The organism is Tardiphaga sp. 866_E4_N1_4 (assembly GCF_052076075.1).
GTDB lineage: Bacteria > Pseudomonadota > Alphaproteobacteria > Rhizobiales > Xanthobacteraceae > Tardiphaga > Tardiphaga robiniae.
On the sequence record NZ_CP197242.1, the window covers coordinates 1,952,001 to 1,964,316 of the forward strand.

11 protein-coding genes are annotated in these 12,316 nt (G+C 63.1%); 6 read left to right on the forward strand and 5 right to left on the reverse strand.

From position 1 onward, the window contains the following. Positions 1 to 46: 46 nt before the first annotated feature. From AB8B20_RS09735 to hpaR, 5 genes are all read right to left on the reverse strand, one after another. Entirely contained in the window at positions 47 to 790 is a 744-nt protein-coding gene (locus AB8B20_RS09735; protein WP_439072417.1) for an ABC transporter ATP-binding protein, read from the reverse strand. Further along, entirely contained in the window at positions 790 to 2,568 is a 1,779-nt protein-coding gene (locus AB8B20_RS09740; RefSeq protein ID WP_231079980.1) for a branched-chain amino acid ABC transporter ATP-binding protein/permease, read from the reverse strand. Before AB8B20_RS09740 ends, AB8B20_RS09735 begins: the two co-directional genes overlap by 1 nt. Beyond that, on the reverse strand, positions 2,565 to 3,440 hold the full coding sequence (locus AB8B20_RS09745) for a branched-chain amino acid ABC transporter permease (RefSeq protein WP_092146577.1): 876 nt from the start codon (positions 3,438 to 3,440) through the stop codon (positions 2,565 to 2,567). The genes AB8B20_RS09740 and AB8B20_RS09745 overlap by 4 nt, the downstream gene beginning before the upstream one ends. A 245-nt stretch (positions 3,441 to 3,685) precedes the next feature. After that, entirely contained in the window at positions 3,686 to 4,834 is a 1,149-nt protein-coding gene (locus AB8B20_RS09750) for an ABC transporter substrate-binding protein (protein ID WP_089265093.1), read from the reverse strand. 159 nt (positions 4,835 to 4,993) lie between these two features. Next, positions 4,994 to 5,515: a homoprotocatechuate degradation operon regulator HpaR gene (hpaR, locus tag AB8B20_RS09755; protein WP_439072418.1), complete on the reverse strand. Its 522-nt coding sequence runs from the start codon at positions 5,513 to 5,515 to the stop codon at positions 4,994 to 4,996. Positions 5,516 to 5,652: 137 nt separating this feature from the next. Here hpaR and hpaH point away from each other — a divergent pair, with 137 nt between their 5' ends. The 6 genes from hpaH to AB8B20_RS09785 all read left to right on the forward strand — a co-directional run bounded on the left by hpaH (position 5,653) and on the right by AB8B20_RS09785 (position 12,221). Next, positions 5,653 to 6,459, forward strand: coding sequence for a 2-oxo-hept-4-ene-1,7-dioate hydratase (gene hpaH / locus AB8B20_RS09760; RefSeq protein WP_439072419.1), 807 nt, complete (start codon positions 5,653 to 5,655; stop codon positions 6,457 to 6,459). 16 nt (positions 6,460 to 6,475) lie between these two features. Continuing rightward, on the forward strand, positions 6,476 to 6,874 hold the full coding sequence (locus AB8B20_RS09765) for a 5-carboxymethyl-2-hydroxymuconate Delta-isomerase (RefSeq protein ID WP_439072420.1): 399 nt from the start codon (positions 6,476 to 6,478) through the stop codon (positions 6,872 to 6,874). Beyond that, positions 6,867 to 8,408, forward strand: coding sequence for a 5-carboxymethyl-2-hydroxymuconate semialdehyde dehydrogenase (gene hpaE / locus AB8B20_RS09770; RefSeq protein ID WP_439072421.1), 1,542 nt, complete (start codon positions 6,867 to 6,869; stop codon positions 8,406 to 8,408). The genes AB8B20_RS09765 and hpaE overlap by 8 nt, the downstream gene beginning before the upstream one ends. A 174-nt stretch (positions 8,409 to 8,582) precedes the next feature. Then, on the forward strand, positions 8,583 to 9,566 hold the full coding sequence (gene hpaD / locus AB8B20_RS09775; protein ID WP_439072422.1) for a 3,4-dihydroxyphenylacetate 2,3-dioxygenase: 984 nt from the start codon (positions 8,583 to 8,585) through the stop codon (positions 9,564 to 9,566). 141 nt (positions 9,567 to 9,707) lie between these two features. Next, positions 9,708 to 10,577, forward strand: a complete 870-nt coding sequence (locus AB8B20_RS09780) for a fumarylacetoacetate hydrolase family protein (RefSeq protein ID WP_439072423.1) — start codon at positions 9,708 to 9,710, stop codon at positions 10,575 to 10,577. Between the two features lie 15 nt (positions 10,578 to 10,592). Then, the gene (locus AB8B20_RS09785; protein ID WP_439072424.1) at positions 10,593 to 12,221 is read left to right on the forward strand and encodes a thiamine pyrophosphate-dependent enzyme; all 1,629 of its coding nucleotides are present in this window, start codon (positions 10,593 to 10,595) and stop codon (positions 12,219 to 12,221) included. The last annotated feature ends 95 nt before the right edge of the window (positions 12,222 to 12,316 follow it).

A 12,316-nucleotide genomic window follows, 5' to 3' on the forward strand; every position in this document is an offset into this window, starting at 1 on the left:
GACATTCGTCCTTGTTGATGGGCAGCGAGGCCGTCAGTGCAAGCCCTCAATGGGCCGCAAGACCTGCTGCAGGTTTACCATGACCGCCGAGATAGGCGGCCGCGATGGCCTCGTTGGCCCAGAGATCCTCCGGCTTGCCGCCAAGCACGATACGGCCGGTTTCCAGCACGTAGCCCTGATCGGCGACGGATAGTCCCATGCGCGCATTTTGCTCCACAAGCAAGACCGTGGTGGAGAGGCGGATTTCCGTGATGATGCGGAACACCGCCTGCACGATGACCGGCGCGAGGCCGAGCGACGGCTCGTCCAGGAGTAGCAACCGCGGCTCGGCCATCAACCCGCGCGCGACGGCGACCATCTGTAACTGACCACCGGACAGCGTCCAGCCGAGCGCACCAGAGAATTTCCGTATGTCGGGAAACAGGTCGAACATCGCGTCGGCTTCACCAGACAATTCGGACTTGCTCGCTTTGCGGTTGGAGCCCCCGAGCATGATGTTCTCTTTCACCGTCAGGCCGGGAAACACCCGCCTGCCCTCCGGCACATGAGAGATGCCCATCCGCACGATGGCTTCCGGGCCCAAACCTGCAATGGACTTGCCGTCGAACAGGATGTCGCCGGATGCTGGCTTGGCGAGACCCGAGATCGCGCGCAGCGTGGTCGACTTGCCGGCACCGTTGGCACCGAGCAGCGTGACCACCTGCCCCTCCTCGACATTGAACGACACACCGCGGAGCGCGACGATTTCGCCGTAACGGACATTGAGATCGTTGATTTCAAGCAGCGGCATCAGTCTGTTCCGAGATAGGCCGAGACGACGTCGGGATGGCGGAGCACCGCCATCGACTCGCCATCGGCAATACGCCGTCCGAAATTCAGCACGGTGATGTGCTGGGCTGCTTCCGACACCAGCGTCATGTCGTGATCGATGATCAGGATGGTCAGCCCCTGCGCGGCGATGCGCTTGAGCAGTTCATGCAGTTCGAGCTTCTCGGTCGAATTGAGGCCGGCAGCGGGCTCGTCCAGCAACAGCAGCGTCGGATTCGCCGCCAATGCGCGCGCGATCTCGATCAGACGCTGATGGCCGTAGGAGAAGCTGGAGATCAACTCCATGGCGCGCGGGCCGAGGCCAACGAAAGTGAGTGCCGCCAGCGCCCGCTCGGTCAGCGCGGCTTCATCGCCCTTGCCGGTCAGCGTATTGCCCGGCCGCTCGGCGCCGATAATGACGTTTTCCAGCGCGGTCATCGAGCGGAACAGGCGAATGTTCTGGAAGGTGCGGCCGAGTCCCGCTGCCGCGCGCAGATGCGGCGGCATGGTGGTGACGTCGGTCCCGTCGAGCACCACCTTGCCGGAGGTCGCGTTGTAGAGACCCGACAGCACGTTCAGCGTCGTGGTCTTTCCCGAGCCGTTCGGGCCGATCAGCGCGTGCACGCCGCCGCGGCGCACGGATATGTCGACCTGATCGACGGCTTTCAAGCCGCCGAAATGTTTCGACAGGCCGGTGACTTCGAGCACCATGTCGCCGCCGGTCGCGGCCGGCCTGAGCTGCAGCGGCGCGCTGGTCACGGCCACCTTCTTGCTGCTGCGCATGCGATCATAGGCCGCGGTGACGAAACCCCAGATGCCGTCGGGCATGAAGCGGATGATCAGGATCACCGACAGGCCATAGATGGCGAGATACAGGCCCGGCACGCTCTTGAGGAAACGCAACCATTCCGGAATCAGGATCAGCAGGCCCGTGCCGATGGCCGAGCCGATCGGCGACGCCACGCCGCCGAGCAGGGACATGGTCAGGAACACGATGGATTCGGCGAAGGAGAACTGGTCCGGCGAGATATAGGCGAAGCCGCCGGCGAACAGACCGCCGCCGAGGCCGCCGAGCACGGCCGATATGGCGAATGCATAGACCTTGGTGCGAAACACATCGATGCCGTTGACGCCGGCTGCGAGCTCGTTGTCGCGCACCGCGCGCATGGCGCGGCCGAGCCGCGTTTCCGGCAGATGCCAGACGATGTAGCCGACCAAGGCCAGCATCGCGACGCAGAAAGCGAGATAGGACTGCGACGACAGGAACAGCGACGGACGCCCGATCTTCGACACGCCGTCCGGCCCCTTGGTGAGCCAGATCGCATTGATCATCACCAAAGTAACGATCTGCTGGAACGAGATCGTCACCATCGCGAGGTAATGGCCGCCGAGCCGCAGCGTCGACAGGCCGAGCACCGCGCCGGCGACCAGCGCCATCACGCAGCCCGCCACCAGACACAGCCAGTAGCTGAGCTGATAGTCCGTGGTGCCGATGCCGACCGCATAGGCGCCAAAGCCGAAGAATGCCGCCTGCGCCAGATTGATCTGCCCGCACAGGCCGAGCACCACCGACAGGCCGAACACGGCGATGGCGAAAGTGGTGGCCTGCATCAGGATATTGAGGATGTAGCCGTCGAACTGCATCGACGACGCCAGAAAGACCAAAACGGCGGCGCCGATGAAATACGGCGCGTGACGCAGCAGCAGCGGCTTCGGACGCGTGATGACCACTGCCGGGATGTTGTCGCTGGAGGTGCTCATGCTTTCTCCGCAACACGTTCGCCGAAGATGCCCTGCGGACGGAACACCAGGAACAGCACCAGCACGAGGAAAGCGAAGCCGTCCTTGTAGGGTACGGAGATATAGGCGGCGCCAAACGTCTCGATGATGCCGAGCGCGAGACCGCCGATGATGGCGCCGGTGACATCGCCGAAGCCGCCGATGATGGTGGCCGCAAACGCTTTGAGCGCGATGGTGGAGCCCATCTGGATCGACACGAACAGGATCGGCGCAACCAGAAGCCCGGCTAGACCGCCGAGCACAGCCGAATAGATGAAGGTGACCATGATCATCGTCGAGACGGAAATGCCGAGCAGCGAGGCCATCTCCTTGTCCTGCGATGTCGCCTGCAGCTTCTTGCCGATCATCGTGTGTTCGAAGAACCAGTAATTGAAGATCACCAGCGCGATGGTGACCACGATGATCAGCAGATACTGGCTGTCGAGATAGACCGGACCGAGCTGGATGCCCGGCGTATCGAACCAGCCCGGCAGCACCTGCGGCTGCGGGCCGTACAGCGCCAGCACGCCGTTGGCCATCAGGATCGAGGCGCCGATGGTGGCGATGATGACAGGCAGATAGGTGCGGTGGCGCAACGGATAATAGACGCCGAGATTGAAGATGACGCCGATGATCGCCATGCCGGCGAGCGCAATGATGAAGGACAGCCAGTAAGGCAGTTCCAGATCGACGGCGCAGACCACCATGAGATAGGCGGCGACCATCGAGAACTCCCCCTGTGCGAAATTGACGACGTTTGTCGCCCGGAAGATCAGCACGAAGCCCAGCGCCACCAGCGCATAGACGGCTCCGATACCGATTCCCGTAAACAGTAACTGCAGTACCAGATCCATCAGGCGTGCTCGGTGGGAGGTGATTTTGCCAAGAACTCGTCATTCCGGGATGCGCCCGCTTCGGCGCAGACCCGGAATCTCGACATGGTGAGCGCGGCAACAGGCGCTGAACATTTCGGGATTCCGGGTTCGCGACCGCCTAGCGGCGCTCGCGCCCCGGAATGACAATGGTGCGGCGGTTCACGCGCCGAAGACGCGCGTGCCCCGGGATGACGATTTAGGCCGTTGGTCGACGGCCATCACCGTCAATTATCGAATTCGATGTGCTTGTCGAAGACGATGTTGCCCTTCTCGTTCTTCACGATGTTGTAGCCGTGCAGACCGTCGCCGTTCTTGTCGAAGTTGTATTCGCCTTCGGCTCCCGGATATTTCTTGACCGTGAGGATCGCCTCGCGGATCTTCTGCGGATCGGTCGAGCCGGCATTCTTGATCGCCGTCGCCAGCACGTTGATCGCATCATATGGCCAGGAGCTCTGGTTATCCGGCGCGACTTTGTAGGCATCGCGATAGGCCTTGCCGAAGGCCTTCGACGCCTCGGAGGAATCTTCCGCGTAATCGGCGACGCCATAGGTGCCGTAGAGCGCGGGACCGGCGAGCTTCAATGCGGTGACGTTGACGATCGAGGGCGAACCGACCCACGGAATGTTGACGCCGAGCTGGCGGAGCTGACGGGCAAAAATGCCGAGATCGTTTTCGAAGGTGAAGTATGAGCCGAGAATGTCGGCGCCGGACTGTTTGATCGCCAATACGACAGGCGTGAAATCCTGGCTCTGGTTGGCATAGCCCTGATCGAGCGCGACGGTTGCACCCAGCGGCCCGAGCGCTTCGGTCAGTGCTTTGCCTCCCGCGGTGCCGAACGCATCGGTCGAATGCAGCACAGCCCACTTCTTCTTGTCGAGATTCTTGACGCCATATTCGGCGATGACGCGGCCGGAATAGCTGTCATTCGGGCGGAAGCGGAAAAGCCAGGGATTGCCGAGCTTGGTGAGGTTCGGATCGGTACCGCCGAACATCACCGGCTTGCCGAGTTTGAGCACGTCAGGCGCCATCGCATGGACCTGAGTCGAGCGGATCGAGCCGAGGAAACCGACGATGTCGGGATTGGCAGCAAGCTTGGAGAAGGCCAGCACGATGCCGGGATTGGTGGTCTGGTCGTCCTCGATGATCAGTTCGATCTGTTTGCCGAGGATGCCGCCTGCCTTGTTGATGGCCTCGACTGCGAGCTTGGCGCCGCCGGTGGCATATTTGCCCGCTTCGGCGGCCGGCCCCGTAATCGGCGCGCACATGCCGATCTTGATCGTTCCGCCGCCCTGGGCGCGCGCGCTGCCAATGATGTAGGGGGCGGTCAGACCAGCGGCCAATCCTGCCGTGAATCCACGTCTCGTGAGCGTCATCGTTCTCTCCCTAAGAGGCTGGACTTGAGCGCCAGCCTTCTTTTGATGGCGGGAGTTGAGCGAAAAATTCTTCTCCTGTCTACAGCCCAGCGAAATTCGTACGACGAATTAACGCTCGCGTGACGTGCGACGGCCTTGCCGCAAAAATATGCAGATCAGTTATTCACCAGCGTCATCGTCTTCCGCCCCATCGGCAGCTGGCATGGCCAGCAGCGCAGCTTCCAGCTCATGCAACAGGGCCTGCAGGTCCGACAATTTGCGCGCGCCGAAGCGCTTCGTCATCTCGGCATAGATTGCCTCCGATGTGGGCGCGACAGCCTCGATCAATTTCAATCCCTTTGACGTGATCGAAACAATGCTGCGGCGCAAATCGGCCTTCAGCAAGCGCCGCTCGATCAACTTGCGCCCTTCGAGATCGCGCAGGATGCGCGACAGGCTCGGCCCGAGCAGAAAGGCGACGCGCGCGAGTTCCGTTACCTCGATCTCGCTCGACGCCGCGAGCGCGCGCAGGATGCGCCATTGCTGTTCGGTGAGATCATGCGCCCGCAGCGACGGGCGAAAATGTCGCATCACCGATTCCCGCGTTCGCAGCAGCGACATCGGCAGCGACTGCGAGAAGTCGCGCATCGGGATTTTCGCGGCGGACTTGGCGGCGGTCCGTGGCTTTGATGCTGTCGTCATGATCGCCTCTATAAGATGATTCTGGCGCATCCCAGTGTGCAACGCACAATCGAATTGTCACGGCCGGGGTTTGATCGCAACAACTTAACATGTTAATCACTTTTCCGCGCGGCTTTTCTGCGCGGGATGACGACGCGATGGCACTCACCTCTTCAGACATATCAAGCGCGGCGCAGCGCCTGCATCACGCCGAGAAGACGCGGACGCAGATCCGGCAACTGTCGCTGGACCATCCCGGCATCACCATCGACGATTCCTATGCGATCCAGAAAGCCTGGATCGAGATCAAGGTCGCAGAGGGTCGCATCGTGCGCGGCCACAAGATCGGCCTCACCTCCAAGGCGATGCAGAGCGCGCTGAATATCGACGAGCCGGATTCCGGCGTGTTGCTCGACGACATGTTCTTCGCCGATGGCGGCATCGTTCCCACCGACCGTTTCATCGCAACCCGCGTCGAGGCCGAACTGGCTTTCGTGATGAAGACGCGGCTCGAAGGACCTGACTGCACGATGTTCGACGTGCTGAACGCCACCGACTTCGTGGTCCCGGCGCTGGAGATCCTCGACACCCGCGTCGAGCGCGTCGATGCCGCAACCAAAGCCACGCGAAAAATCTTCGACACCATCGCCGATAATGCGGCGAATGCCGGGATCGTGCTCGGCGGCCGGCCGATGCGGCCACTGGAGACCGATCTGCGCTGGGTCGGCGCCATGTGCCATCGCAACGGCCAGCTCGAAGAAACCGGCCTCGCCGCCGGCGTGCTGAATCATCCCGCCACCAGCGTCGCCTGGCTTGCCAACAAGATCGCGCCACATGGGCTTGCGCTGGAACCCGGTCAGGTCGTTCTCGCCGGCTCGTTCATTCGCCCCATCGAGACCCGCAAAGGCGACACGATCCAGGCGGACTATGGCCCCTGGGGTACCGTGAGCTGCTACTTCGGCTGAACAGGGGTCACACACCATGCCGCATTTCACCATCGAATATTCGGCCAATCTCGACGGCGCGATCGATATCAGCGCGCTCTGCGAGGTCATCCGCAATGCTGCGGTGCAGACCGGCATCTTTCCGCTCGGCGGCATCCGCGTCCGCGCGATCCGCTGCGAGCATTATGCCATCGCCGACGGCCGCGCCGGCCTCAGCTTTCTCGATATCCTGCTGCGGATCGGCGAAGGCCGCTCGCTCGAGGCTCGCCAGACGGCCGGTGCGCATATCTTCGATGTGGTCTCGACCCATCTCGACGATGTTTTCGCCGGCGGCCGATTTGCGCTGTCCTTCGACATGCAGATCAACGACAGCGCGACGAGCTGGAAGCGCAATCCCATTCACGACCTGCTGAAAGCCGAGGCCAACAATGGCTAAGACCCCTACCGATCCCGCCGCTGTCCTTCAGGCCAACACCGAGCGCGCCGCGCCGCTGCTGAAGACACTCAAGGCCGACGGCATCGGCAATATTATCGATGGCCGGATCGTGCCGTCCTCGTCGGGTGAGGTGTTCGAGACGACGTCGCCGATCGATGGAAGCGTGCTTGCGCAGGTCGCGCGGGGCACGAAAGAAGATATCGACAGTGCCGCCAAGGCCGCCCATCGCGCCTTCAGAGAATGGCGCGACATGGCGCCGACCGCGCGCAAGAAGCTGCTACATCGGGTAGCGGATGCCATCGAGGACAATGCCGACGATATCGCTGTGCTGGAATGTATCGACACCGGCCAGGCGCATCGCTTCATGGCCAAGGCCGCGATCCGCGGCGCCGAGAATTTTCGCTTCTATGCCGACAAATGCATGGAGGCCCGCGACGGCCTGAACATGCCGGCCGATGAGCACTGGAACGTCTCGACGCGCGTGCCGATCGGCCCGGTCGGTGTCATCACGCCGTGGAACACACCGTTCATGCTGTCCACCTGGAAGATCGCGCCGGCGCTGGCCGCCGGCTGCACGGTGGTTCACAAGCCGGCCGAATGGTCGCCGATCACCGCGGATCTGCTGGCGAAGCTCGCCAAGCAGGCCGGCCTGCCCGACGGTGTGCTGAACACCGTGCATGGCTTCGGCGAAGAGTCCGGCAAGGCGCTGACCGAGCATCCCGCCATCAAGGCCATCGCCTTCGTCGGCGAGAGCGCCACTGGCTCCGCGATCATGGCGCAGGGCGCGCCGACGCTGAAGCGCGTGCATTTCGAACTCGGCGGCAAGAATCCGGTGATCGTGTTCGATGATGCCGATCTGGACCGCGCGCTCGATGCCGTGGTGTTCATGATCTACTCGCTGAATGGCGAGCGCTGCACCTCGTCCAGCCGGTTGCTGGTGCAGGCGAGCATTGCCGATACATTCATCGAGAAGCTCACGGCCCGCGTGCAGGCACTGAAGGTCGGGCATCCGCTCGATCCCAGAACCGAAGTCGGCCCGCTGATCCATGCGCGGCATCATGCCAAGGTGTGCAGCTATTTCGACATCGCGCGGCAGGACGGCGCGACCATCGCCGTCGGCGGCAAGCCTTATGACGGCCCCGGCGGCGGACATTACGTGCAGCCGACGCTGGTGACTGGCGCACACAAGGACATGCGCGTGGCACAAGAGGAAGTGTTCGGCCCGTTCCTCACGGTGATCCCGTTCAGCAACGAAGCTGAAGCCATTGAGATCGCCAACGCCGTGCAATACGGCCTCACCGGCTATGTCTGGACCAATGACGTGGGCCGCGCGCTGCGCGTGGCCGACGCGCTGGAGGCCGGCATGATCTGGCTCAATTCGGAAAATGTCCGCCACCTGCCGACGCCATTCGGCGGCATGAAAGCCTCCGGCATCGGCCGCGACGGCGGCGACTATTCGTTCGAGTTTTATATGGAGACCAAGCACGTCTCGCTCGCGCGCGGGACGCATAAGATACAGCGCCTCGGTATCTAGACTGTCATTCCGGGGCACGTGCGCCCTTACGCACGTGAACCCGGAATCTCGTGCGGTTCATCCCCCTCTGAACCGCCCGGCATCGAGAAGTGATGAACATATCGGGATTCCGGGTTCACGTGCGCTAGTGCGCACGCGCCCCGGAATGACGAGATAAAAACGCAGGAAACGCCCATGCCCGTGCCGACCCACGTGTTCGATCCGCCCTTCAATATCCTGCGCTCCAGCCACGTCGTGCTGGATGTCACTGATCTCAAGGCCAGCCGCGCATTCTATGAGAACGCCGTCGGCCTGCATGTCGAGGACGCCGACAGCGAGACGGTGTATCTGCGCGCCGTGGAAGAACACCAGCATCACTCGCTGGTGCTGCGCAAGGCGGCAACATCAGCCTGCCATCGGCTGGGCTTTCGCGTCGCCAGCGAGAACGATCTCGACAAGGCCGCCGCTTGGTTCGCCGCCAACGGTATCACCTATTCCTTCGTCGAACGGCCGTTCCAGGGCCGCACGATGCATGTCACCGATCCATTCGGCTTCCAGATCGAACTCTATGCGACGATGGAGAAGCGCCCGCATCTGCTCCGCCGCTTCGATCTCTACAAGGGTTGCCATCCGCAGCGGCTCGATCACTTCAACGTCTTCGCCGCCGAGGTGCAGGACACCGTCGACTTCTATGCGCGGCTCGGCTTCCGGCTAACAGAATATGGCGAAGAGGACGGCGACAATGGCCGCATCGCCGCTGCCTGGATGCATCGCAAGGGCAATGTCCACGACTTCGCCATCACCAATGGCCGGGGACCGCGGCTGCACCACTTCGCCTATTGGGTGCCGACCGCGATGAACATCCTGCATCTCTGCGACGTGATGGCGTCATCGGGCTATCTGAAGAACCTCGAACGTGGCCCCGGCCGCCACGGCATCTCCAATGCGTTCTTCCTCTATGTGCGCGATCCCGACGGCCATCGCCTCGAGCTCTACACGTCAGACTACCAGACCATGGACACCGACCACGAGCCGCTGCGCTGGTCGCTGAAGGATCCGCGCCGCCAGACCCTGTGGGGCGCACCTGCGCCGCGCTCGTGGTTCGAACAAGGCTCGCCATTCGATGGGCGGGCGGTGCGCGAGCCGGCCTTCGTGGCAGATGTGACGATTGCGGATTGAGGCGACATACTCCCCTGTCATCGCCCGGCTTGACCGGGCGATCCAGTAAACGGAGACAACAATGATTGAACACGGGCAGCGCCGGATACTGGATCACCCGCTTTCGCGGGTGATGACAACAGCATGTGAGGTGAGTGCGCCATGACCCACTGCCGCCTCGCCAGCTTCACCGTCAACGGCACGCTGAAATACGGTGCCGTCACCGATGATGGGATCGTCGATCTGTCCGCGCGCTATGGCGGCGATTATCCGACTTTGCGCGAGGCCATCGCGCTCGGCGCCCTGCACCGGCTCGCGGATGCCGCGGCCAACCAGCCTGCGGATTTTGCGATTGACAGCATCACCTGGCAGCCGCCGATCCCAGCCCCGGAAAAGATCATCTGCATCGGCGTCAACTATCCGGACCGCAACGCCGAATACAAGGACGGTCAGGACGCGCCGAAATATCCTTCGATGTTCATGCGCACGCCGCGCTCCTTCGTCGGACATGAGGCGCCGCTGGTGCGGCCGCGCGTATCCAGGCAGCTCGACTATGAAGGCGAAGTGGTGCTGGTGATCGGCAAGGCCGGGCGCCACATCGCCGAGGGCGATGCGCTGGACCACATCGCTGCGCTGACGCTCTGCAACGAAGGCACCATCCGCGACTGGGTGCGGCACGCCAAGTTCAACGTCACGCAAGGCAAGAATTTCGACTCCACCGGCAGTCTCGGGCCATGGATCGTGCCCTATACCGACGAAAGCCAGATCGCTGACATCCGCCTCACCACGCATGTCAACGGCGAGCTGCGGCAGGACGATCGCACCTCGCGGCTGATGTTCGGCTTCCGCTATCTCCTGAGCTATATCTCGACCTTCACGACCCTCGTGCCCGGCGACGTGATCGTGACCGGCACGCCGACCGGCGCCGGTGCGCGCTTCGATCCGCCACGCTATCTTGTCCCCGGCGATGTAATCGAGATCAAGGCGGACGGCATCGGCACGCTGCGCAACGGCGTCGTCGACGAACACTAACGGATTGGAATACGCATGACTGTTCTCACCGGTGGCGAAGCCATCGTCAGCGGGCTCACGGCGCACGGCGTCGACACGGTCTTCGGCCTGCCGGGCGCGCAGGTCTATGGTCTGTTCGACGCCTTTCATCAGGCGAAGCTGAACGTCATCGGCGCGCGCCACGAACAGGCCTGCGGCTATATGGCGTTCGGCTACGCCCGCGCCTCCGGCAAGCCCGGCGTGTTCAGCGTGGTGCCCGGCCCCGGCATTCTCAATGCCAGCGCGGCGATGCTGACCGCCTTCGGCTGCAACGAGCCGGTGATGTGCCTCACCGGTCAGGTGCCGAGTGATTACCTTGGCAAGGGCCGCGGTCATCTGCATGAGATGCCGGACCAGCTTGCGACACTCCGCAGTTTCGTGAAATGGGCCGAGCGCATCGACTATCCCGGGGACGCGCCGACCAAGGTGGCACGCGGATTTCAGGAGATGATGTCCGGCCGCCGCGGCCCCGTGGCGCTGGAAATGCCGTGGGATGTGTTCACGCAGCGCGCGGAAACCGCCGCAGCGACGACGCTTGAACCGTTTGCTGCGCCCTCGCCCGATCCCGATCGCATCAAGGCCGCCGCCGCGCTGATCAAATCCGCCAAGGCGCCGATGATCTTCGTCGGCGCAGGCGCGATGGATGCGGGCGACGACATCCTCGCACTCGCCGAGATGATCGACGCGCCCGTGGTCGCATTCCGCTCCGGCCGCGGCATCGTCAGCAATGCGCATGAGCTCGGCCTGACCATGGCCGCCGCCTATAATCTGTGGCCGCAGACCGATCTCATGATCGGCATCGGTTCGCGGATGGAATTGCCGACCACGTTCCGCTGGCCGTTCCGGCCGGAGGGGCTGAAGTCTATCCGCATCGATATCGATCCCGTCGAATTCCGACGGCTCACGGTCGATGCGCCGATCGTTGCCGATGCGACAGAAGGAACGCGCGCGCTGGTCGCCGCCGTAAGCAAGGCCGGATACACGAAGACGGCCGGGCGTCGCGAGACGATCCGCGCAGCCTCGGCGAAAGCGCAGAAGGACATCCAGGCGATCCAGCCGCAGATGGCCTATCTCGACATCCTGCGCGACGTGCTGCCGGACAACGCCATCGTCACCGACGAGCTGTCGCAGGTCGGCTTCACCTCATGGTTCGGCTTCCCGGTCTATCAGCCCCGCACCTTCATCACCTCGGGCTATCAGGGCACGCTCGGCTCCGGCTTTCCCACCGCGCTCGGCGCCAAGGTCGCGCAGCCGGACCGGCCGGTTGTGGCGATCACCGGCGATGGCGGCTTCATGTTCGCGGTGCAGGAACTGGCGACGGCCGTGCAGTTCAAGATCGGCGTGGTGACGCTGGTGTTCAACAACAATGCCTATGGCAATGTGCGGCGCGACCAGTTGCAGGTGTTCGACGGCCGCGTGGTCGCGGCGGATCTGGTCAATCCGGATTTCGTCAAGCTCGCGGAGTCATTCGGCGTCGGTGCTATCAGGGTGACGTCACCGGCGGAGTTCAAGCCGGCGCTGGAAAAGGCGCTGGCGGACGGCGGGCCGTATCTGATCGCGGTGGATTTGGTCAGGGACTCGGAAGTCAGTCCGTGGGCGTTCATTCATCCGAAGAAGCCTTCTTAACCTCTCCCCGCTCTGCGCGGGGAGAGGTCGACCGGCGTAGCGCAGCGAAGACGGTCGGGTGAGGGGCGAGGCAAGAAAGACGACACATGCTCAAC

What these genes read in the sequence shown, in the direction of transcription:
- AB8B20_RS09750 (WP_089265093.1), bottom strand. Translation starts at nt 4,834, where the DNA reads ATGACGCTCACGAGACGTGGATTCACGGCAGGATTGGCCGCTGGTCTG.
- hpaR (WP_439072418.1), bottom strand. Translation starts at nt 5,515, where the DNA reads ATGACGACAGCATCAAAGCCACGGACCGCCGCCAAGTCCGCCGCGAAA.
- hpaE (WP_439072421.1), top strand. Translation starts at nt 6,867, where the DNA reads ATGGCTAAGACCCCTACCGATCCCGCCGCTGTCCTTCAGGCCAACACC.
- hpaD (WP_439072422.1), top strand. Translation starts at nt 8,583, where the DNA reads ATGCCCGTGCCGACCCACGTGTTCGATCCGCCCTTCAATATCCTGCGC.
- AB8B20_RS09785 (WP_439072424.1), top strand. Translation starts at nt 10,593, where the DNA reads ATGACTGTTCTCACCGGTGGCGAAGCCATCGTCAGCGGGCTCACGGCG.
- AB8B20_RS09745 (WP_092146577.1), bottom strand. Translation starts at nt 3,440, where the DNA reads ATGGATCTGGTACTGCAGTTACTGTTTACGGGAATCGGTATCGGAGCC.
- hpaH (WP_439072419.1), top strand. Translation starts at nt 5,653, where the DNA reads ATGGCACTCACCTCTTCAGACATATCAAGCGCGGCGCAGCGCCTGCAT.
- AB8B20_RS09765 (WP_439072420.1), top strand. Translation starts at nt 6,476, where the DNA reads ATGCCGCATTTCACCATCGAATATTCGGCCAATCTCGACGGCGCGATC.
- AB8B20_RS09735 (WP_439072417.1), bottom strand. Translation starts at nt 790, where the DNA reads ATGCCGCTGCTTGAAATCAACGATCTCAATGTCCGTTACGGCGAAATC.
- AB8B20_RS09740 (WP_231079980.1), bottom strand. Translation starts at nt 2,568, where the DNA reads ATGAGCACCTCCAGCGACAACATCCCGGCAGTGGTCATCACGCGTCCG.
- AB8B20_RS09780 (WP_439072423.1), top strand. Translation starts at nt 9,708, where the DNA reads ATGACCCACTGCCGCCTCGCCAGCTTCACCGTCAACGGCACGCTGAAA.